17 protein-coding genes are annotated in these 21,282 nt (G+C 34.8%); 12 read left to right on the forward strand and 5 right to left on the reverse strand.

What is annotated here, in order from left to right; translation table 11 throughout:
• Positions 1-62: 62 nt before the first annotated feature.
• The gene (locus HAW63_05875) at positions 63-2,351 is read left to right on the forward strand and encodes a hypothetical protein (GenBank protein ID MBE8163494.1); all 2,289 of its coding nucleotides are present in this window, start codon (positions 63-65) and stop codon (positions 2,349-2,351) included.
• On the opposite strand, the gene grxC is transcribed toward HAW63_05875, so the two are convergent.
• On the reverse strand, positions 2,348-2,608 hold the full coding sequence (gene grxC / locus HAW63_05880) for a glutaredoxin 3 (GenBank protein ID MBE8163495.1): 261 nt from the start codon (positions 2,606-2,608) through the stop codon (positions 2,348-2,350). The genes HAW63_05875 and grxC overlap by 4 nt on opposite strands.
• Positions 2,609-2,629: 21 nt before the next feature.
• Positions 2,630-4,486, reverse strand: coding sequence for an APC family permease (locus HAW63_05885; GenBank protein MBE8163496.1), 1,857 nt, complete (start codon positions 4,484-4,486; stop codon positions 2,630-2,632).
• Between the two features lie 65 nt (positions 4,487-4,551).
• Between HAW63_05885 and HAW63_05890 the strand changes: the two genes are divergently transcribed.
• The 6 genes from HAW63_05890 (at position 4,552) to HAW63_05915 (ending at position 10,451) form a co-directional block, all read left to right on the forward strand.
• Positions 4,552-5,025 carry an EVE domain-containing protein gene (locus HAW63_05890; GenBank protein ID MBE8163497.1) on the forward strand — a complete coding sequence of 158 codons (474 nt, stop codon included), beginning with the start codon at positions 4,552-4,554 and terminating at the stop codon, positions 5,023-5,025.
• A gap of 72 nt (positions 5,026-5,097) precedes the next feature.
• Positions 5,098-6,495, forward strand: a complete 1,398-nt coding sequence (gene fumC / locus HAW63_05895; GenBank protein MBE8163498.1) for a class II fumarate hydratase — start codon at positions 5,098-5,100, stop codon at positions 6,493-6,495.
• 85 nt (positions 6,496-6,580) lie between these two features.
• Entirely contained in the window at positions 6,581-7,072 is a 492-nt protein-coding gene (locus HAW63_05900; protein ID MBE8163499.1) for a hypothetical protein, read from the forward strand.
• Positions 7,073-7,077: 5 nt separating this feature from the next.
• Positions 7,078-7,833 carry a type I methionyl aminopeptidase gene (map, locus tag HAW63_05905; protein ID MBE8163500.1) on the forward strand — a complete coding sequence of 252 codons (756 nt, stop codon included), beginning with the start codon at positions 7,078-7,080 and terminating at the stop codon, positions 7,831-7,833.
• Positions 7,834-8,039: 206 nt separating this feature from the next.
• Complete coding sequence (locus HAW63_05910; GenBank protein ID MBE8163501.1) at positions 8,040-9,383, forward strand: adenosylhomocysteinase; 1,344 nt, start codon at positions 8,040-8,042, stop codon at positions 9,381-9,383.
• 18 nt (positions 9,384-9,401) lie between these two features.
• A complete protein-coding gene (locus tag HAW63_05915) occupies positions 9,402-10,451 on the forward strand; it encodes a hypothetical protein (protein ID MBE8163502.1) in 1,050 nt (349 codons plus the stop codon).
• Here the strand turns inward: HAW63_05915 and priA are convergent.
• Together priA and HAW63_05925 are read right to left on the reverse strand one after the other, a co-directional pair.
• Positions 10,438-12,555: a primosomal protein N' gene (priA, locus tag HAW63_05920; protein ID MBE8163503.1), complete on the reverse strand. Its 2,118-nt coding sequence runs from the start codon at positions 12,553-12,555 to the stop codon at positions 10,438-10,440. The genes HAW63_05915 and priA overlap by 14 nt on opposite strands.
• A gap of 9 nt (positions 12,556-12,564) precedes the next feature.
• Positions 12,565-13,353 (reverse strand): hypothetical protein, encoded by a 789-nt coding sequence (locus tag HAW63_05925; protein ID MBE8163504.1) that lies wholly within the window; start codon positions 13,351-13,353, stop codon positions 12,565-12,567.
• A gap of 64 nt (positions 13,354-13,417) precedes the next feature.
• On the opposite strand from HAW63_05925, the gene HAW63_05930 reads away from it, so the two are divergent.
• From HAW63_05930 to HAW63_05940, 3 genes are all read left to right on the forward strand, one after another.
• A complete protein-coding gene (locus tag HAW63_05930) occupies positions 13,418-14,692 on the forward strand; it encodes a hypothetical protein (GenBank protein MBE8163505.1) in 1,275 nt (424 codons plus the stop codon).
• Positions 14,693-14,768: 76 nt separating this feature from the next.
• Positions 14,769-14,918 carry a hypothetical protein gene (locus HAW63_05935; GenBank protein ID MBE8163506.1) on the forward strand — a complete coding sequence of 50 codons (150 nt, stop codon included), beginning with the start codon at positions 14,769-14,771 and terminating at the stop codon, positions 14,916-14,918.
• Between the two features lie 422 nt (positions 14,919-15,340).
• Positions 15,341-16,840, forward strand: coding sequence for a S8 family serine peptidase (locus HAW63_05940; GenBank protein ID MBE8163507.1), 1,500 nt, complete (start codon positions 15,341-15,343; stop codon positions 16,838-16,840).
• Between the two features lie 88 nt (positions 16,841-16,928).
• Here the strand turns inward: HAW63_05940 and HAW63_05945 are convergent, their stop codons facing one another.
• Positions 16,929-17,723, reverse strand: a complete 795-nt coding sequence (locus HAW63_05945) for a thymidylate synthase (GenBank protein MBE8163508.1) — start codon at positions 17,721-17,723, stop codon at positions 16,929-16,931.
• 177 nt (positions 17,724-17,900) lie between these two features.
• On the opposite strand from HAW63_05945, the gene HAW63_05950 reads away from it, so the two are divergent.
• Together HAW63_05950 and HAW63_05955 are read left to right on the forward strand one after the other, a co-directional pair.
• Positions 17,901-19,193, forward strand: coding sequence for an HD domain-containing protein (locus tag HAW63_05950; protein MBE8163509.1), 1,293 nt, complete (start codon positions 17,901-17,903; stop codon positions 19,191-19,193).
• Positions 19,190-21,106 carry an ABC-F family ATP-binding cassette domain-containing protein gene (locus tag HAW63_05955; protein ID MBE8163510.1) on the forward strand — a complete coding sequence of 639 codons (1,917 nt, stop codon included), beginning with the start codon at positions 19,190-19,192 and terminating at the stop codon, positions 21,104-21,106. The genes HAW63_05950 and HAW63_05955 overlap by 4 nt, the downstream gene beginning before the upstream one ends.
• The last annotated feature ends 176 nt before the right edge of the window (positions 21,107-21,282 follow it).

Here is a 21,282-nt window from a genome sequence, read left to right on the forward strand (position 1 = left end):
ATATTTGCATTTTAATACAACCTTTCAGTTAAAAAGAAGTTTTGTGTTACTTTCTTTATATTATGAAGTGGATTAGTTTTTTACTTTCTTTTTTTATAAGTAACTCTGTTTGGGCAGGTATTCCCAACATGAGAGTGCAGTTTAATTCTAACTTAACTAAAGAATGTAGTTTTGTAGATAACGAACAAGTGATGGCTTCTTTAGAGGCTTCTTTAAAAGTATTAAACCAAATTGAAGAAAACCGTGAAGAGTGTCAATCTTTACACAGTAATTCCAAAGCCTTTTTAGATACCTATTTAAGTTATATGTTAGAGCGAGAAGAAGACTTGCAACAAGCCATCAGCGAAGAGCGAGTGGTTCGTTCCGAAATAGAGCGTTTAAGTCTGAATGGCACACCATACGATGGACGGCATGACACTCTTTTATTAAATGTTTTAAAAAAAAAAGCTTTTCGATCTAATAAAAAAAGAAAAAAATCTAATGCCTTGTTACAAAGCTTTCAGTTGTCGTCTACTTTATTAGAGGATTTAGAAAAGCACCCTAAATGCGCAGCCTCTATTAGCTCTCATATTGTGGGGCCAAGCATTGGTATATTGGGGCAATTATCTGGAGTAGTTTCTTCTGGGGTCAGTGCCTTTAGTGCTCCCCTGATTGCAGGATTTGCACAATTGGTATCGCGCTTTGTGTCTTATGCAGGAAGAATTAATGAAAACTCTTATGTGAGTTTAAAAGAGTTAACTCAATCATCTAATTATTACACCTCTTATAAATGCGCCTTTAAAAATATTGAAAAAATCACCTGTTCGCTTTTAGAGGAAGAACATATGTTAGGTAAATTGCAATTACCTAAGTTTGGAAAAAGCATTTTAAAATTAGATGAAACAGGAAATTTTAAAATTTTAAGAGACTTAGAAAGGCACAGTTATAGAATTTTTAATTTAATTGAAGAGGTAGAAAGATTATTTAATTCTCCAGAAACCTTTGACGCTTTAACTGAAATAGTAACTTTGCAATCCATTTTTTCTAAGTTAGATTTAGAGCCTAAAAACCCACCTTTAAAAAATAAATTTTACCTAGACGCTTTAAAAAAAGAGGGCTTTCCTGTTGGAGGTGTCGTTGGTGTGTGGAGCTCTTATGATTTAAATCAATTAAAATGGTCTACTTGGTATCATCGCTACTTTTTAAGCAGCAGTTCTTTAGGTTTGGAAGTTAGTAACACTTGTACAAGGTCTGTTAAATGGTCTACTAATCAAACAGCTTGTCGAGCGCACACTTTAACTCAAGCTTCAGAAATAAGCGAGTTTATAAAAGAGATTATTGTTCCTGCGTTGATTAATACTTTAAAAAAGCAGAGGCGATTAAACATTCAAGTTAGAGCTTTTCCTAGCTTACAAAGTCTATATACCTTACTAAGCGAACAAGAGGTTTACAAAGGCGACCCTGACTATCAGGAATATTCTTTAAGCAAATTGCTTAATCAATTTAGTTTGTACAGCAAGTTTTTTTTAAAAAGTCCTTTACGATTATTTGCTCAAGACATTTTAAAAATTGTAAAACCTTTGCGCCGCTTATTAAATGCTAGAAAGCATACACAAGCCTTATTTTTACAAGAGGCGCAAAACACTTACGAAACCCTAGCTACTATTTCTAATAATGGCCGTTCTGGTGGGGTGTTATATATTTCTTTTATTGAGGGAAAGTTTGCTAACTATTTTGAATCCATAGCTAGATATTATTTATTGCAAGATCAAAAAGTGGCTTTAAAATTTTCTAAATTTAATGTACTAGCTAATTTATATAAAAAATATCAAGACAGATTAATTCAGCCTAATTTTGCAGGGAGTTCTAACTTGTCTTTAATGGCAGATATTCAGTCTTCTTTTTTAAAAGTATTTTTGCCACCCATGAAGTTGCACTTAAAGGGATTGGTAAGGCGCTATAAGGCTTCTTCTCATAAAAAAGAAAAGCGAGAACTTCTGCATAGTTGTGCATTGTTTTTGCCCTACTTAGGTGGCAGTAATTTAGATTATACTTTTTCATCTAATGGTGTTAGTTCTAAAGCATCTACAGAGGACTGGAATTTTTCTAATAGCGATAATGACGACGATTTTACCAGCAGTTCATTTAATAATTTAGAAGAAACTTCTTCTTTGGGTTTATTTTGTAAAGATCTATTAATTAAAGAAAAAGGGCTGCCTATTTTAACTAAAGGGGATAAGAAGTATAAATTAAACCCAAAGAATAAACCTTCATTTAATGAGCCTTGCTATTATTATTATTATCAAAGAAAAGTTTCGATAGAAGAAGTTTCTCAAAAATTTGAATACTTAAATAACAATATTAAATTTTAATTAGAGGGCGTGTTTACAAGCGCGTCTAACTTGGCACTTTGCTCTAGTTCGTATAACTCTTGAAATCCGCCAATTAATTTATCATGAATAAAAATTTGCGGAACAGTTTGCATTCCCGTTCTTTGTTTTAGCTTTGTAAGTTCTTCTGCATTAGAAGAAAGATTAACTTCTTTAAAGTCTAAATTTTTAGATTTTAACAATTTTTTTGCGCGAATACAAAATGGGCAGTAATCGGTACTGTATAAAACTATAGACATAAATTCCTTTTTTATAATGGTTTAAGTTAAGTGCGTGTCTTTTAAAAAATCATCTACACTGATGGCAGGTACATCTACATCCGTAGCAAGGTCAGCAACCCAGTCGCGAACATTTTTACCTTCTAGGTAATGCCACATACCTATAATTACTTTTTTAAAGTTATGTTGTTTGTGCAAAGTGTGTAAGCCTTCGGATAGAGTTCCTGGCAATACTTTAACAGTTAATATTATGTCTTGAGTATATAGAGGGGCAACTTGCTGAGAAACAATTCTTTGAATTTGTTCAAAGAAAAACCCCTCGGAGTCTTTGCCTTCTTCTGCGTGAAAAATTACAAGCTCAAAAGAATTTTTGTCATGTTTTAAAATATGTTTTAAAGTTCTGTTAATAAGCCATTGTCCTCGAATACTTCCTGTACATAAAATGTAATGAGGAAGTTCTTTGGGAAGTTCGAGTTGGTTTTTAAATTTTCCCAGGCCAAGGCGTAAATCACTTCGGCGCTCTAGGCGACTTTCTAATAAGCCCCAACGGTAGTAAGCCATTAATAGCAAGGTAAGGGCTAGTAAAAATACTAACATCAAAAGTGGGCCTGCATGAGCGCGAGCTATTAAAGTAGCACTTGCAAGAGCTAATACTAACCCAGAAAACAAAGGCACCAGTGGAATTTTTTTATCTTTAAATACAAACAGTAAATTAGATAAGTATTTTGTTGGAGTACCTTTTTTTAAAGGTTGATTTCTTAATAAAATAACTCCAATACAAAAGCTAACCATTACTCCTAAAAAGGCCACTTCGTAAACTTTAGCTAAAACTCCCACTTCGCCAGCTACTAAGGCAGACATGGTTAAGGCTATTACTGCAAAAGGTAGGGCAATTAATGGATAACCTTTAATTTTAGGATAAATGTGAGCGACTCTCCACAAAAGTTTTTCTGGTAAATTTCCTTGTTTAGCCATGGTTTTTACAAGTCCAATAAAGCCCACAAAAGCAGTATTTACTGCAGCATATAAAGTTAGTGTGGCATCGACAACAATCACAGTGAGTAAAGATTTTCCCCCTAATTTCATGGCAAGGCCCGAAAGAAGATAATTTATATTATTTTGAATTTCTAAGGGACTTAGTAAAATTAAACATAAAAAAGAAATGGCGGGGGCGGTAACACTTACTAAAATAATTACGGTCTTATATAATTTATGTACCGTAACCAGCGTGGGGGTTTTTAATTCTTCTACAATTTGTGCAGCCGACTCAAAGCCGGTAATTCCTAAAAAGGCAGAGGCAAACCCGTACATAAAGGTACTAAAAGATAAACTTATTGTGGGTGAAGTAAAGCGTTCAAAACTAAGGCTGCTCCAGTTAGTAATTAAAAAAGTTCCTCCCCAAATAGCAATGATAATAAGTAGTAAAAAATGTAAACCAGCAATTAAGGTTACTAGTTTCGCTGGTTCTTTTATACCTTTGGTGTTTAGCAGTCCAAAACCTATAATGGGAATAAAAGAAAGCAATACAATGTGCACAGCGGTTAGGTTGGGGAATAAAGAAGATAAATAAAAGCTACCAGAAAGAGCGCTTACGGCCGCAGTGGCAAGGTAGGACACAAAGGTAAGGGCCCCTGCAAACACAGCTCCTCGCCGACCTACACTTCTTAAAATCATAGAGTAGGCTCCGCCATTGTAGGGGCTCATGGCTAAACCTTCTTCGTAAGTTTTTTTAAAGAGCCACATCATTAGGCAACAGCTTAATACAAACAAAGGGGCGTAATAACCCACGATGGGAAAAAGAATACCTGTGCTATAAAATATCGAGGTGCCAATATCAGCTCCTACGATACCTGCAGCAATAATCCAACCTAATTCGTCTTGTGGTCTTTTACTTGGCATACGGAGAAAACAGTCGGCATTTTTTCACTTGTTGTCAAGGGTAAAAGTCTTTATATATACTAGTTATGCGCTATTGGTTAATGAAATCAGAACCATCTAGTTACTCTCTAGATGCATTAAAAAAAGATAAAAAAACACGATGGGAAGGTGTTCGTAATTATCAAGCGCGTAACTACATGAAAAAAAATATGAGTGTTGGGGATGGAGTTTTGTTTTACCACTCTAATGCTAAACCATCGGCGGTTGTGGGGCTGGCAAAAGTGTCGGGGAAAGCCATTGCAGACATTACCTCTTTTGATAAAAAGTCGGTGTATTATGATCCAAAATCTACGGCAGAAAATCCTCGCTGGCACTGTATAGAGCTAGAGTATGTTGCACACTTTAAACAAGATTTGCCTTTGGCAAGTTTAAAACTTTTAAAAAGTTTAGACGGAATGTTATTGTTAAAAAAAGGAATGCGTTTATCTATACAGCCCGTTTTAAAAAAACACTTTCGATTTTTGTGCAAAAAAGGTGGGCAAGGAAGCACCTTTGTTTAAAAGTAGATGTATTTTTTGTAAATGCGGATAAAGTGTTGTTAATTGTATGAGAGTAATTAGTGGAGGAAAAAAATGAGCAACAAAGAATACCGAATAGAAACCGATAGTTTGGGAGAGGTAAAAGTACCTAAAGACAAGTATTGGGGCGCCCAAACGCAACGATCTATAGAAAATTTTAAAATTGGAAAAGATCGCTTTCCCGAAGAAATGATTCGTGCCTTTGGAATTTTAAAAAAATCGGCGGCCTTGGCTAATGAAAAATTGGGCTTACTAGATTCTACTAAGCTAGAGTTTATTGTAAAGGCTGCAGACGAAGTGATTAAAGGAGAGTGGAACGATCAGTTTCCTTTAGTAGTTTGGCAAACAGGAAGTGGTACGCAAACCAACATGAACGCCAACGAATTTATTGCTAATCGTGCTAGTTTTTTAAAAGATGGAAAGATGGGCTCTAAAAGCATTCACCCCAATGATGATGTTAATAAGGCTCAGTCTTCTAACGATACTTTTCCCACAGCGATGAGAATGGCTATTGTAGAGCAAATGGAATCAGTACTGTTGCTCTCTTTAAGTGATTTAAAACTAGGTTTAGAAAAAAAACAAAAAGCATTTCAAAATATTATTAAGGTGGGAAGAACGCATTTAATGGATGCCACCCCTTTAACGGTGGGGCAAGAGTTTTCCGCTTTTGTTTATCAACTAGATCAGGTGGAAAAAAGTATAAAACAGGTTTTGCCTTTTTTAAAAGAATTGGCATTGGGTGGCACAGCTGTGGGAACGGGGTTAAACACGCACCCTGATTTTGCCGAAACAGCTATTAAATTTATTAACAAAGAGACAAAATTAAATTTTGTTAGTGGAAAAAATAAATTCGCCTTGTTGGCCTCTCACGATGCCGAGGTGGAGTTAAGTGGTGTGTTAAAAAAACTGGCTTGCGCATTAATGAAGTTAGCCAACGACATTCGCTGGTTAGGTAGTGGCCCTCGGTGTGGGTTGGGCGAATTGCAATTGCCCGTCAACGAGCCAGGAAGTTCCATTATGCCAGGTAAAGTAAACCCCACCCAGTGTGAAGCTATGACCATGGTTTGTGCTCAGGTAATGGGAAATGATACCGCTATTTCTATTGGAGGAGCTTCTGGTAATTTGCAGTTAAATGTTTTTAAGCCCTTGATTGTGTTTAATTTATTAAACTCTATTCGTCTTTTATCGGACTCTATGAAAAGCTTTCAAAACAAGTGTGTGGAAGGTTTAGAGGTTTGTGAGGAGGTTTCTGCAGAGTATTTAAAAAAATCTTTGATGTTAGTAACTAGTTTGAACCCTCACATTGGCTATGATAAAGCGGCACAAATTGCAAAACTAGCCCATAAAAAAGGCCTTACTTTAAGGCAAGCAAGCGTAGAATTACAGTTTTTATCGGGTGAAGAATTTGATAAAATAGTAAATCCTAAAAATATGTTAAATCCTCAAAAATAAAAATAAAAAATTTCTTTGGACAAAGGGTATAAATTTTGTATGATTATAAAAGAACCTAGTTTTTAGGTAAAATAAGGAGGCCAATATGGCAGTAAAAAAGAAGAAAAAAGTAACTAAAAAGAGAGTGGCAAAAAAGAAAGTAGTTAAGAGAAAAGTAACTAAAAAAAAGAAAGTTACTAGAAAGAAGAAGGTTGTTAAGAAAAAGAAAGTAACTAAAAAGAAAAAAGTTACTAAAAAGAAAAAAGTAACTAAGAAGAAAAAAGTTACTAAAAAAAAGAAAGTAGTTAAAAAAAAGAAAGTAGTTAAAAAGAAAAAAACAAAAACAAAAAGAAAGCCTAATCCGGCTTTTATGAAAGCTATGACTCCTAGTGCCATTTTAGCGGCAATTGTTGGGACAAGTCCTTTACCAAGAACAGAAGTGGTTAAAAAAATGTGGGTTTATATTAAAAAGTACAACTTACAAAACCCTAAAAATCGTCGTAACATTATTGCTGATGCAAAATTAAAACCTTTGTTTAAAAAAGCAGAAGTTTCTATGTTCGACATGGCTAAAATTATTAGTAAACATTTAAGCTAGGTTTTATGACTTTATCACAGGCAAGTGATATTAAATCTATGGAAAAAGCTGGGCAATTAACTGCTCAGCTTTTATTGTATCTAGAGCCCTATGTTAAATCTGGGGTAACTACCAACGAGCTAGATCAATTGGCTTATGATTACACTTTGTCCAAAGGGGCAATACCTGCTCCATTAAATTATCACGGGTTTCCTAAATCTATATGCACTTCGGTTAATGATTGTATTTGTCATGGCGTTCCTGATGACAGTGCTTTAAAAGAAGGTGATATTGTTAATATCGATGTTACTTGTATTGTAAATGGATTTTTTGGCGACAGTTCCAAAACTTTTTTTGTAGGTAATGTTAGTGAATCTGCTAAAAAAATTACTCAGTGTGCCTACGAAGCTATGAACAAAGGCATTGAACAAGTCTCTGGAAAAAGCAGCACGGGAGACATAGGCTTTGCTGTTAACAAATATGTAACTCGAAACGGGTACTTTGTAGTAAAAGAAATAGGAGGCCACGGTATCGGCCGAAAATTTCACGATGATCCTTTTGTTCCTTCATTTGGAAAAAAGGGAAAGGGGGCACAGTTAAAACCGTGGACCTGCATTACCGTAGAACCGATGATTAACGAAACGGCAACCCCTATAAAAGAGGTTTCTATTTCTAATTCTGAAATTAAATATTATTTAACAGGAGATAAAACCTTATCTGCTCAATTTGAGCACACACTTCTTATTACCGACACCGGTTACGAAATTTTAACGCAAATTTAATTTTTTTATTTTGCCAACCTCAAAAAACAGTACTAATATTTTTTACAGAGCCTATTTAAACCTCTGGCAAAAACCGTTCAGCCCCAAAAGGGACGCAGCAAAGTGCAGGCTTTTTCTAGAGGTTTAAATAGGCTTTGTAAAAAAACATTATCCAGGAACATAAAGTGCTACAAAACTCCACAGAAAAAAATACACCATCATACATAATGAGCCACTCTAAAGTAAAAAGAGATTATAAAGTTTGCAAAGAGGCCATGGAAGATAAAGCCATTTTTGATAAATTGGCTAAGTGGGGAAGAGAGGAAATTACTATTGCCGAAACCGAAATGCCAGGTTTAATGAGTTTACGAAACCGCTATGGCACTAGTAAACCTTTGGCTGGAGCTCGCATTTCTGGTTGTTTACATATGACAGTGCAAACGGCAGTGCTGATGGAAACTTTGGTGCAGTTGGGGGCCGAGTTAAGGTGGAGTTCTTGTAATATTTATTCTACGCAAGACCATGCTGCTGTGGCCGTAGCCCAAGCAGGCATTCCCATTTTTGCATGGAAGGGAGAAACCGAAGAGGAGTTTAATTGGTGTATTGAACAGACGGTTACCGAGTGGGGCAAAGAGGGTTTTAATTTAATTTTAGATGATGGCGGCGACTTAACTAATATGATGCATGAAGAACGCTTTGCTTCGATAATGAATAATATTATTGGTTTATCTGAAGAAACCACCACGGGAGTGCATAACTTATATAAACTGCACGCAGAAAAACAATTAAAATGTCCTGCAATTAATGTAAATGATTCTGTTACTAAATCTAAATTTGATAATTTATATGGCTGTCGCGAATCTTTGGCCGACGGCATTAAGCGAGCCACTGATGTTATGTTGGCGGGAAAGTTAATTGTAATTGCAGGTTATGGTGATGTAGGAAAGGGTTGTGCAAGTTCTATGCGTAGTTATGGGGCTAGAGTGGTGATTACAGAAATTGACCCTATTTGTGCATTGCAAGCTTCTATGGAAGGCTTTGAAGTAACAACTATGGAAGATGTTGCGGGGCGAGCCGATATTTTTGTTACCACTACAGGTTGTTGTGACATTATTACCGCTAAACATTTTGAAGTTATGAAGCCGGGAAGTATTGTGTGCAATATTGGACACTTTGATATTGAAATTGACATGGCTTGGTTAAACAGCAACACAAAGATGCGCGAAATTAAACCGCAAGTAGATATTCATAGGTTTAGCGATGGAAAAGAAATTATTGTGTTAGCCAAAGGGCGGTTAGTGAATTTAGGTTGTGCCACAGGGCACCCCTCTTTTGTAATGAGTAATTCTTTTACCAATCAAGTTTTAGCACAAATGGAATTATGGAAAAATAAAAACACAGATAAATATAAAGTCGGCGTTTATACGCTTCCTAAAACTTTAGACGAAGAAGTGGCTTTTTTGCACTTACAAAAAGTGAGTGCTAAGTTAAGCACATTAAGCGACAAGCAAGCAAAATACTTAGGATTAAATAAAAAAGGGCCATTTAAGCCAGAATATTATCGTTATTAAAAGTAACCGAGGTTAGTTGTGACAAATACAACATATGATGTGGCTTTAATTGGCACTCATTTTTTAGCACAGACTTTAAAAAAACACTTAAACAGCAAGGGTTTTTCTGTGGCTTTATTAGAGGTGTTTAATCATGAAGAAAATTATTTTGAATTTTTTTATGGTTTAGAAAACACAGAAGAACAAAAACAGGCTTTAATTAATTTTGAATCCACTTTAGATTGCACGCTGATAGATTCCAAATGTAAGTTAAAGGTAAATATTTTACCTCACAAAGAGCAAAAAGCATCGCCGTTGTGGAAAGCATACGAAGAAGATAGCCAAGTTCTTTCTTTAGATGCCATGATGGACTGGACTACTCAACAAAGAGCCTTAAGTAAGCCAGACACCTTTGGCTTAGTTCAAGTTAAAAAAGAAAATGCAGAAAATTCTTTTTATAAAGTGCAAGTTTCTTCTGAGGAAAAAGAAATTACTGCAAAAAAATTAATTTCTTTAAATTCTCTACAAAACTTAGAAAACTTTTGTAACCTAGCCCCCGAATTAATTTCTTTTTCTAAATCTTTAAAACCTTTTTTATATACAGCTGTACATTTAAAGCTTACGCACCCTAAAAACACCGATCTTTTTAAAGAGGATTTAGAAAAAAAAGATTTACACATTTTTCAAAATAAAAACTTTCAACATTGTGTTGGAAGGGTAAAAGAGGGCCAATCTTATTGGACTTGTTTTATTCCTTACGAAGATTTTGAATTTAATACCGACCTATCTATAAAGGCGATACATTATTTAAAACAAAAAATACAAACCATTTGCCCTCAGTTATTAGAAATAACTTCTAAAGAAAAAGTTATTGTAGAAACTAGTTTGTATTCTAACAAATTTTTTAAAGGCTTTTCTGGTAAAAAAAATAAATTAGTTTTAGATAGCCAAAATGTTATCAACGAAGCTTGTAAAAAAGAAAATAAAAATTTATTTTTTGCAATTAGTTCTAAAGTGTACCCTAGCACTTCTGTTCCCGCTTTGTGGACTTCTTTTCAAGAAGCAAGCAAGTTGATTATAGAAAGTTAATAGGGTCGATAGTAACATCACACTTAATATTAGAAGGCTTTTTAATTTTATTGTTTAGCAGCTCTTTGCAAAAGTGATTTAGCATTTTGTAATCATCAGATTTAATTAAAATTTGATAGCGGTATTTATTGCGTACTTTAAATAAGGTAGCCGGCGAGGGGCCTTTAACAACAATATTTTTGTAAAAAGCATATTGCTTAATCCATTGATTAGCTAGCTTTACTAAATTTTTTGCGTACTGGTTAGAAGAATGTTCACTAAGGCTATGTACTTTTATTAAAGCAATTTTATTAAAAGGAGGGTACATAAAGTCTTTTCTGTTTTTTAATTCCGCCTTTGTAAAGTCGATATAATTTTGCGTAGCAACAAAATCTAAACAAGGGTGGTCGGGGTTAAAGCTTTGAATAAAAACTTCACCTTTTTTTTCGGCCCTTCCTGCGCGGCCACTCATTTGCACTAATAATTGAAAACTTTTTTCATTGCTGCGAAAATCAGGAAAATAAAAACTACTGTCCGCTAATAAAACACCAACTAAGCTAAGGTGAGGAAAATCTAAGCCTTTTGCAATCATTTGTGTACCAATTAATATGTCTATTTTTCTTTCTTCCATATTTTTAATTAAATTTTCGTAATCTTCTCTTTTTGTAATTTCATCTCTATCGGCTCGCGCAACATTTGCTTGTGGAAATAGCTGTTGCAAATCTTGCTCTACTTGTTCTGTTCCTAAGCCCACTGGTTTTAATTCTTGTGATGAGCATTTAGCACAAGATGGATTAAAACTTTCCGAATACTCACAGTGATGGCAAACTAAATATTGTTTTTTATGTAGTGTTAAGTGAATGCTGCAATTTGGGCACTCGGGGGAATATCCGCATTGACCACAAAGCACTTGCGAAGAAAAACCTCTCCGATTAAGCAGTAAAGCAATTTGTTCTTTTTTTTCTAAAGTATTTTTTATAGCTTCTAACAATTTAGCATGTAGCCAAAAGGGAATGTTTTTATCTTTACTAAAAAATTTTGGTTTTTTACTAATGTCTACTTCTTCGTTAGTTTTGCATAAATTTAATATATTTACAGTAGGCAGTGGGTGCGAAGAAATTCTATTGGGAAGTTGATGTAATAAATATTTTTTATCTTGTGCCTGCTTCCAGCTTTCCAAACTGGGGGTGGCCGAGCCTAACAGGATGGGAATATTTTTTAATTTGGCTCTAACAATAGCAGCGTCTCTAGCATGATACCTTAAACCTTCTTCTTGTTTAAAACTTTGCTCGTGTTCTTCGTCGATTATAATATAGGCCAAATTAGGAATATCGCAAAATAAAGCAGAACGAGTTCCAATAAGTATAGATTTTTCTTTATTGCTAATAGACAGCCACTGATTAGTTTTTTCTCTTGGTGTTAATTGAGAATGAATAGTAGCCACTTGGTTAGGAAATCGAGAAGTAAACCTTTGTATTAGTTGAGGAGTTAGTGAAATTTCTGGAACCAATAATAAGACTTGTTTTTTTTCTTCTACAACAGCTTGTATAAGTTGCATATAAATTTCTGTTTTTCCAGACCCTGTTACTCCAAAAAGTAAATGAGTGTTAAAGCCAGTATGTTTTTTTATATTGGCAATGACTTTTTTTTGTTCACTAGTAAGTACGGGTGGTTTTTGTAAAGCGGTTTGTGGAGTAGGAGATTTTTTTTTATTTTTTCTTGTGCTAGCTTTTAGAGGAGGAAAGGCATGCTTGCTTACTAACCCAATGGGATGAAGGTAGTAGTTAGAAAGCCAAAGTAGCCATTGCAAATAGCGTTCTGTAACGGGGTAGTCCATTTCGTGAATTTCTTTTATAGATTTTATGGGAAATGTTTTTTTACTTTTTTCTGCCACCGCATTTGCTTTTTCCTTTTTTTCGGCTTTTAGGGTAACCGCTTTGGCCTTACCCGCTTCGTCTTTATCCACGCCGTCTTTATCCACGCCCTTTTTTATAACTAAACCCTGCACTAAACGCTTCCCCAAAGGCACGCTAACTAGTTGGCCGGGCAAAATATCATTGGTTAAATAAGAGTAAGTTAAGGGTTTTTTTAAGGGTGCAAAAACGGCAACTTGATAAAGAAACATAATATTTTTTTAGCGAAAATGCTTTAAAAAAAACAACAAACTGTCAGAGCCTTTATTAAAGACCGCCACCTCTTTTGGTGTTTCGTTTTTAGGTTTTGCTTGATTAAATTGATAAGAGCTAATGGATTTAACTTTGATTGTTGAAATAGTAACGCTTTGTTTGTTAAAAAAAACTTGTATATTTTTTGGAAGCCAAAGCCCTTTTGTATACCTTTTGTAATTAGAAGCTTGTAAAAAAATATTAGTTTTAAATAAAATTTGCTTAATATAAAATCGCAAATTATCAATAATAATATTTGGTCCGTACTTTGCAGGAACTTTTGTTTGCGAAATATTAGACAGATTATTAATAATGTATTGCGGGTTTCCGTTATAGCGAAGTAAGTGGCTAAAAGATTTACTTACGCTTAGTTTTATTTTTTTAGCGGCTTTAAAAAAACGAGAAGAGTTTTTGCTAAAAAAAAAGTTTTGGTAAAAATACTCTCCAACAGGAGCTATAAAATATTTCGATTCTTGCCAAACTTGCTTTTTGTTAGTGGAGTAAACGCTAAAAGTATTTTTATAAGAGCTTTTAAGTTTAATTAGGTTGTCTTTAATGTACCAAGTTTCATAAAGGGTATATTTATTATCAGAAAAAAAAACTTTTTGTTGAACTTGGTAAATGCCCTTGCCGTGTTGTGCGGTAACCAATTGTGCTAAGCCTTTTACCGAGGGAACATAGGCTTTTGTTGTGCTGCTAATTAGCAATACGATTAAACCCAACAACCAACTGGACTTTCGACGGTATAAAAAATGCATAAATAATGTATGCCAGCATAGGCGTGAGTTGTAAACTTTTCTTTATCTTGTCCGATAAGTATATATGAAGATTATTTTTGTATTTTTTTGCCTATGGCTTCTTTCTGGGTGCAAAGATAGTCCCAAAAAAGGGGGCGTCACCGACGGTTCGGTGCCTTCTTCGCCCATAGTGAATGCCAACTTAACAGCCAACCCTTACGAGTTTGTATTTGATACCATTGCCTATATGTCTTGCAGTAACCCTGCGGGAGGGTCGCAGTATCCTCGTGGCACATTTTTTACTTTTAAGGTGGGGGCTTATAACCCAGGGGCAGGATTAAAATTATCCTCTGATTTTTTAAAGGCCACAGCCTATTCTGACTTAACAGCAGCGAAAAGATTTTTTAGAAGAGAAAATAGTTTTAATGCGTCTTACTCCCGCAGCGGTGAAGCACAATGGTCGATACAGTTAAGTGTACGAGGTAGTGACCCTAATTCGTCTAATACAAATTCACTGAATCAGATATGGCCTGTTGAAGGAGGTGTGGCCGCGCGGGGAACAGATTACCATGTTCTTTTTCCTAATAGACAGTACGGTTCTTTTCAAGTTTTAACTCAATTATTAAATTTAGCAGAATTTAAAAAGGACGATCCTTACCTCCGTTATGCGAAGGGAAATTCTGGCCTAAACAACTCTTATTTTGAGCAAAGTTTGGGAAGAAGGGGTCTGTCTTTTTTAGGTGCTTCTTTCGATGCTATAAATGAGTTACACACTAATAGGCGTAGATTAACTGCTCTTTATGCCGCCACGGCCCCTAATAACCCCATTCCTATTAAGGCCAGTGGTAATGGTACAGGTCGGTCGTTTGCACTAAGCTTTAACGCTGTGGGAGAGGAGAGTCCGCAAGATAGAAGAAAGCTAGTGAGGGTTACTGAATATCGTGTAAAAAATGCTGTGGGAACAAAAGAGTCTTCTGTGGGTTGGAGCTGTGGTTCTTACCAAGTAATGAGGCACAAAGATCGAGCGCGGTGTGCCACTTCTTCTGGCGGTTCGACAATATCTTCAGAACCTTCAAAACTTTTAGAACGGGCTATGGAAAATGTATGGGGCTCCACAGGGTTTTGGAAATTCGATCATGATAAAAAATGTGCAGTTTTTCAATTAAACACAAAAGCAAGCTCCACAGAGAACAGAACGACTCATAATGTTTGTTACGATGAGGTTGCGTTAGCCGACAGAACCAATAAAGAGGTAGCCTATCAACCCCCTGTAGATAATTCTTCACCTTGCGATTCTTCAAGTTCGAGTTCTCCTTATTGTCCCCATTTCTTAAGCGCCTGTTGGAGACACAGCAATTAAGAATGTATTGAATTTTCCTGTTTTTCCTAGGCTGCTTATTGACAAAGTTTAGAAAAAACTTCATATAATAGTCACTATGGCAGCTGCATCAAGAAGAACAGACTCTATCCGAAAAAGAAAACGAGCTACTCGCGGAGTGGTAAGAAAAGGGCGATTGCGCCGATTAGGTAGCACTTTAACCGCTGCCGAACTATTTAAAGACAAGCCTGCAAAAGCGGCAAAATAAAACACCTCTTCATTAATACTTTCTATTACTAACTACCTTTTTTAAAAAATAAAAAGAATTTTTTTACCGTTTTTTTTGTATGCGAGCTAAAAAACTTTAACACCTTGTGTAAATACTAATAAATTTAAAAAACTAGACTTTAGGAAATATTTTTTGCTTATCGCTAGCTTTTTTAAAAAAAAGTTTTATAGAAAAGCATTTTTTTTAAAATAAATCGCTTAAATTTCGCTAAACTCTACCTAAAGGTCTGGAAAGTGCATTACTTTTTCTTTTGGCAAACATTAAAGAAAATAATCAATTTTTAAAATATGAACTTCAGCCTAGCTGTACATCCAATTGTTTTTTTTCTAGGATTTGTATGAGTCTAGTTGGACTAGACTTAATAACAATAAAAAACGGAGGTTTTAGTGTTACGGATAAAAATGATATTGAGCTTATTGCTAGCAGGTTCTTTTTCGGCACAAGCAGCAGAATACTTAGTAAAGAAAAAAACTAGTCATGATTTATTTTCTGTTAAAACAGTAAAAGGAATGAAAGTTCTAGGATTTCATGAAGCAGGAAACTTAGTTAAAGTGGATATTAAAGATGGTACGGAAGTTTCTGCTTTAATAAAACTATATAAAGATCCCTCGGTAGAATATGTAGTTAAAAATTTTCGTATAAAATTATTTAGTCCTAAAGCTTCAGAGATTGTAAAAACTTTAGCTAATCGCGATCAGTGGGCTATTAAAAAAGTTAATGCAGAAAAAGCCTGGGAATTAGCAGGAAACAAAGGTTCTAAAAAAGTTATTGTTGCTGTTATTGATACAGGGGTAGAACTAACTCACGAGTCTTTAGCTAGTAACATTGTTGATGGTTACGATTACTTAGATGGTGATGACGACCCAACAGATACTGCAGTGGATGACAAAAATCCAGGTCACGGTACACATTGTGCTGGGATTATTGGAGCAACAGGAACAGCTGCTAATGGAATTTTAGGAGCAAGTCCTTTAGTATCTATTATGCCTCTTCGTTTTATTAGTGGATCTGGTGGAGATTTAGATGCTGCTATTAAATCTATTGATTTTGCTATTAAAAATGGTGCAAAAGTAATTTCTGCAAGTTGGGGTGCTCAAGTGGGTGCTGCACAAGCTAAGGCTTTAATTGAAGCTATTGAAAGAGCAGATAAAGCGGGTTTAATTTTTATTTCTGCCGCAGGTAACAGTGGTAAGTCTAATGATAAAGTTGGTTTTTACCCAGTAAACTCTAAATTTCCAAATGTTATTGGGGTTGCTGCTAGTGGATCTAAAGATGAAAAACCACAATGGTCTAACTACGGACGCGGAAGAGTGGATATTGCAGCTCCTGGTTTAAAAATCATAAGTACTTTACCAGGAAATAAATATGGTAACTTATCAGGAACATCTATGGCGACGCCTTTAGTTGCTGGAGCTGTGGCTTTATTGTTATCACAAAATGATAAATTAACTGGTGAAGAACTGCGCTCTTTACTTCAAGTTAGTGGTGCTCAAGTGGACATTGAAACTGCCTGTAACTGCCGCATTGATATGGGTGCAGCTATGGAAAGCTTAGTGAACAAAAAAATGTTTGTAGCTCCTGCAACAAAAACTTTATCGGTGGGAAAAACGCAGGCCTTTCACGCTGTTTTTGCAAGTTCTGATGTGAAGTTTGAAAGCTCTAATCCAAAAGTAGCAACTATTGATGAAAAAGGTGTTTTAACTGCAGTAAAAGATGGTGTAACTAGAGTTTCTGTTACAGACGCTCAAGGTAACGCAGCAAGTTCTTTAGATGTTACTGTGGGTGAATTAAAAGAAGGATCTGGTGGTGGAGGTGGCGGAAGTTGCCCTATTGGAGACCCAGCACTTTGTGAAGTGATTTGTAAGATATTTCCTATCCCTGGAGTATGCCCAGGAAAGTAAAACTAACTAATTAGTTTTAGTTATAAATAGTAAAAAGCCTTTATGTAAAACATAAAGGCTTTTTTTTATACGGCTCTCTTTTAAAAAATTAAATAGATATAGGGGCTTTTATACTTTCTTCTGGCAAATAGTTTTCTATCCGAAAATCTGCAAATTTAAATTGAAAAATATCTTTAACATCAGGGTTAATGTGTAACTTTGGTAAAGTCTTAGGGGCTCTTTTTAGTTGTAGTTTGGCCTGTTCAATATGGTTAGTATAAAGGTGAGCATCACCAAGGCTGACAACAAGTTCTTTAGCTTGTAAATCACAAACTTGAGCAACCATATGAGTTAAAAGGGCGTAGCTGGCAATATTAAAAGGTAAACCTAAAAATACATCAGAGCTTCTTTGGTAAAGCTGGCAAGAAATCTCTCCTCCCAAAACATAAAATTGAAAAAAAGCGTGGCAAGGAGGAAGGGCCATGTCTTTTACTTCTCCAGGGTTGTAAGCCACAACTAAGTGTCTTCTAGAGTCGGGGTTGTTTTTTATCTGTTCAATAACATTGGTAATTTGATCCACCGATTGGTTTTTAGAATTTCTCCAATCGCGCCATTGTGCCCCGTAAACTCGTCCTAAATTGCCTTCTTCATCGGCCCAGGGGTTCCAAATGTTTACAGAATTATCTTTTAAATACTTTATGTTGGTATCTCCCGACAAAAACCATAAAAGTTCGTGTATAATAGAAGGTAGGTGTAATTTTTTTGTAGTCAGTAAAGGAAAGCCTTTTTTTAAATCAAAGCGCATTTGATGACCAAACAAACTTAAAGTTCCCGTTTGTGTGCGATCCGTTTTTACTTGTCCTTCTGCTAATACTTTTTCTAAAAGGTTAAGGTAAGTTTGCATAACAGTCCTTTGGTGTTTAAATATCACGATTTATAAAAAGTATTTACCACTCTTGCCCTTGGGAGTCACTTGCCATAATGCGTAAAATAAGCTACCTAGTACTATACTAAATGCCTGTAGGGACATGGCTTATTTTGTGTTTTTAAAAAGGTCTATAGTTTTAGGGAGATAGCTTATATGTTAGAAATTCGAGACCCTTTTCACGGTTTTATTGCAGTGAGTAGTGAAGAGAACTTAATTTTAAGACATCCTTTTTTTTCCCGTTTACGCTTTATTAAACAGCTGGGGTTTACGGAGTTTAGTTTTCCAGGAGCTAGCCATAGTCGGTTTATTCACTCCCTAGGAACTTGTCATTTAGTGTCCAAAGCCTTTGATGTTATTTTTAAAAATGCTCCTTGTGATGAAGTGTTTAAGAAAAAATTAAAAAAAACAGTGCGTTTAGCAGGTCTGTTGCACGACATAGGGCACGGACCTTTAAGTCATGTGGCCGAAGTGGTGATGCCCCCTTTATCAGAGTTAAATATGTCGGACATTTCTAGCGAATTTGCAGAAGATAGACAAGCTTCTCATGAAGATTTTAGCCTTAAATTTATTTTACAATCCGATTTTACAAAAATTATTAATGAAAACTTTGAGTGTGACGCCATTCATGTAGCGTGTTTAATTAATAAAAATTTAAATCCTAAAAATGATTTTTTTATATATGAAGGCATAGATTACCGGCCCATTTTAAGCCAACTAGTTAGCTCAGAATTAGACATGGACAGAATGGATTACTTACAAAGAGATGCTTATTATTGTGGTACAAAGTATGGTGAGTTTGAATTTGAATGGATTTTAAATCGTCTGACTTGGCACCAACACGAAGGGGCGGTGTATTTGGCTTTAGACCATAAAGCTTTATATTCGTTTGATGACTATTTATTGTCTCGTCAAAATATGTACTTAATGGTTTACTGCCATCACAGGTCTGTGATTTATGATGAAATGCTAAGGCGGTACTTTGCAGAAGATGAAACGCCATTTGTTTTGCCTGCAAAATTAGAAGAATACCACAAATGCACGGATTTTTGGTTATACCAAATTTTAGCAAAGTCGAAAAATGTTTGGGCTCAACGAATTAGCACGCAAACAGAATTTGCCAAAGTAAAAGAATGGCATTCCGCTTTTTTAAACTCTGCCGAACCAAAAGCAGAAGCTACAAAGGCAGAGAAAATTTTAAAAGACAACAATATCACCTACATCCGTTCACACTCTAAAATGAAAATGAGCAATTACTATAATGTAGAGGTAAAAAATTCAGAAATATTTTACCCTATATTTATAAAATCTAAAAAGAACGCCGAGGTTAAGGCGGTTCCTATTGAAGAGTGCACAGATATTTTTCAAAAATACGCCCAAAGTAGGTATATGATAAGGTTGTATGTTGATCCAAAAGATAAACTAGAGGCACAAAAAATACTAAAATGATTCAGGTTAGCCAACTAAACAAAAGCTTTGCCTCTATCCAGCTTCTTAGCGATGTTTGTTTTACTTTGTCCAAAGGGGAGAAGCTAGGGTTAGTGGGGAAAAACGGAAGTGGCAAATCCACTTTATTTAATATTTTATTAAATAAAATAGACTATGATTCTGGTGAAATTTCTATTCCTAAAAACTATACAATTGGAAATTTAGAACAGCATATTCAATTTTCTAAAAACAGTGTTATAGACGAATGTATGCAAGTTTTGCCAGAAGAAGAGCATTACGATTATTACAAAGCAGAAAAATTACTTTTTGGTTTAGGTTTCGAAGAAAAAGATATGCAAAAGCACCCCTCTACTTTTTCTGGGGGGTACCAAATTAGAATTAATTTAGTAAAGGCGTTATTAAAAAATCCTCATTTGCTATTATTAGACGAACCCACCAACTATTTAGATATTGTTAGCCTAAGGTGGTTAAAGTTTTTTTTAAAAACCTTTCCTGGAGAGGTAATTATCATCACCCACGATAGAGATTTTATGGATTCTGTGGCAACCCACATTATGGGCATTAAAAGAACAGGCGTTAAAAAAATTAAAGGCAATACTTCTAAATATTATGAAAAGGTAGAAGAGGAAGATAGAATTTATGAACAAACTAGAGTAAATCAAGAAAAAAAACGCAAACAAATAGAAGGTTTTATTTCTCGTTTTAAGGCGAAAGCTTCTAAGGCGGTTCAGGCGCAATCCAGAATGAAGCAATTAGATAAAATGGATAGTTTTGATAAGCTAATGATAGAAAAAAGTATGGGGCTACGGTTTCAGTATCAAAATTGTCCTGCAAAAATATTGTTACAGGCAAAAGACCTTAGTTTTTCTTATACAAAAAAAGAAGAAGACCGTTTATTTAGCAACTTAAGTTTTACTATTCAGCCTAATGACAGAATTGCTATTATTGGAAAAAACGGTAAAGGAAAATCCACTTTATTAAATGTTCTTGCAGAAGAACTAAAACCAGACTCTGGAAGTTTGCAGTCGCACAATTTGGTAAAAAAAGGACATTTTGGACAAACTAATATTGGGCGTTTAAATGTAAATGCCAGTATTAAAGAAGAGGTGGCTTCTTGCAATGCAAGCTTAAGTATTACTCAGGTTCATAATATTTGTGGAAGCATGATGTTTGAAGGCGATTTATCAGATAAAAAAATTAAAGTATTATCTGGAGGAGAAAGAAGCCGAGTGTTGTTGGGAAAAATTTTAGCTTACCCAACTAATTTATTATTATTAGACGAGCCTACCAATCATTTAGATATGGAGTCGGTAGAAATTTTAAGTAATGAACTTAGTGTTTATGAAGGAGCAGTGGTTTTAGTTACTCATAGTGAAGCTTTACTTCATAGGTTAGCTAATAAAATTATTATTTTTCAAAAAAGCGGAGTGCAATTTTTTGACGGAACTTATCAAGAGTTTTTAGATAAATGGGGCTGGGACGAAGAAGCAGGCTCTTCTACAAAAACAGCAAAGAAAAAACGCAATTTAGAGGCTTTGAATAACGCCAGCACAAACGACAGCACTGACGACAGTACAATAAATAAAAAGTTTCAAAGTAGAGAAGATTTAGTAAAAGAAAAAAACCATATTTTACGACCTATAAAAAAGCAATTAGATGTTTTAGAAAAAAATATTGCAGAAAAAGAAAAAAATTTAGAAAAAGAAAGTCTAAAGTTAAATGCAAGCTCTTCGCTAGATGCTTCTGTTTCAAGAATTGAAAAAGCGAAACAAATACAAAGTTTAGGAAAAAGTATTGCTAGCCAACAAAAAGTTTTAAATGAACTGTTTTTTCAATACGAGTCTTTACTTTCAAAATACGACAGCAAAAAGCAAATTTATACAGAAAAAATTAAAAATTTAGATAGGCAGTAGGGCAAGCAAACAGGCTTACAATAATTTTTATAAATCGTTTTAAAAACCCAGAGTTAATCCAGCACTAATCATGTTATTAGAAAGATCAAACTTTTTAGATAAACTTTTATACACTTTATATTCGGCAAAAATAAAAAAGCTATGCATGTTATAGTCATTTTTTAATTCTTTTTTAG

It is taken from the genome of Pseudobdellovibrionaceae bacterium (assembly GCA_015163855.1).
Taxonomy (GTDB): domain Bacteria; phylum Bdellovibrionota; class Bdellovibrionia; order Bdellovibrionales; family UBA1609; genus JAAOIH01.

Excerpts from the sequence above, each read along its gene's own strand:
- HAW63_05875 (MBE8163494.1), top strand. The coding sequence starts at position 63 with ATGAAGTGGATTAGTTTTTTACTTTCTTTTTTTATAAGTAACTCTGTT.
- HAW63_05945 (MBE8163508.1), bottom strand. The coding sequence starts at position 17,723 with ATGCAAACTTACCTTAACCTTTTAGAAAAAGTATTAGCAGAAGGACAA.
- HAW63_05925 (MBE8163504.1), bottom strand. The coding sequence starts at position 13,353 with ATGCATTTTTTATACCGTCGAAAGTCCAGTTGGTTGTTGGGTTTAATC.
- grxC (MBE8163495.1), bottom strand. The coding sequence starts at position 2,608 with ATGTCTATAGTTTTATACAGTACCGATTACTGCCCATTTTGTATTCGC.
- HAW63_05885 (MBE8163496.1), bottom strand. The coding sequence starts at position 4,486 with ATGCCAAGTAAAAGACCACAAGACGAATTAGGTTGGATTATTGCTGCA.
- HAW63_05930 (MBE8163505.1), top strand. The coding sequence starts at position 13,418 with ATGAAGATTATTTTTGTATTTTTTTGCCTATGGCTTCTTTCTGGGTGC.
- HAW63_05935 (MBE8163506.1), top strand. The coding sequence starts at position 14,769 with ATGGCAGCTGCATCAAGAAGAACAGACTCTATCCGAAAAAGAAAACGA.
- priA (MBE8163503.1), bottom strand. The coding sequence starts at position 12,555 with ATGTTTCTTTATCAAGTTGCCGTTTTTGCACCCTTAAAAAAACCCTTA.
- fumC (MBE8163498.1), top strand. The coding sequence starts at position 5,098 with ATGAGCAACAAAGAATACCGAATAGAAACCGATAGTTTGGGAGAGGTA.
- HAW63_05955 (MBE8163510.1), top strand. The coding sequence starts at position 19,190 with ATGATTCAGGTTAGCCAACTAAACAAAAGCTTTGCCTCTATCCAGCTT.
- HAW63_05940 (MBE8163507.1), top strand. The coding sequence starts at position 15,341 with ATGATATTGAGCTTATTGCTAGCAGGTTCTTTTTCGGCACAAGCAGCA.
- HAW63_05910 (MBE8163501.1), top strand. The coding sequence starts at position 8,040 with ATGAGCCACTCTAAAGTAAAAAGAGATTATAAAGTTTGCAAAGAGGCC.
- HAW63_05950 (MBE8163509.1), top strand. The coding sequence starts at position 17,901 with ATGTTAGAAATTCGAGACCCTTTTCACGGTTTTATTGCAGTGAGTAGT.
- HAW63_05890 (MBE8163497.1), top strand. The coding sequence starts at position 4,552 with ATGCGCTATTGGTTAATGAAATCAGAACCATCTAGTTACTCTCTAGAT.
- HAW63_05900 (MBE8163499.1), top strand. The coding sequence starts at position 6,581 with ATGGCAGTAAAAAAGAAGAAAAAAGTAACTAAAAAGAGAGTGGCAAAA.
- map (MBE8163500.1), top strand. The coding sequence starts at position 7,078 with ATGACTTTATCACAGGCAAGTGATATTAAATCTATGGAAAAAGCTGGG.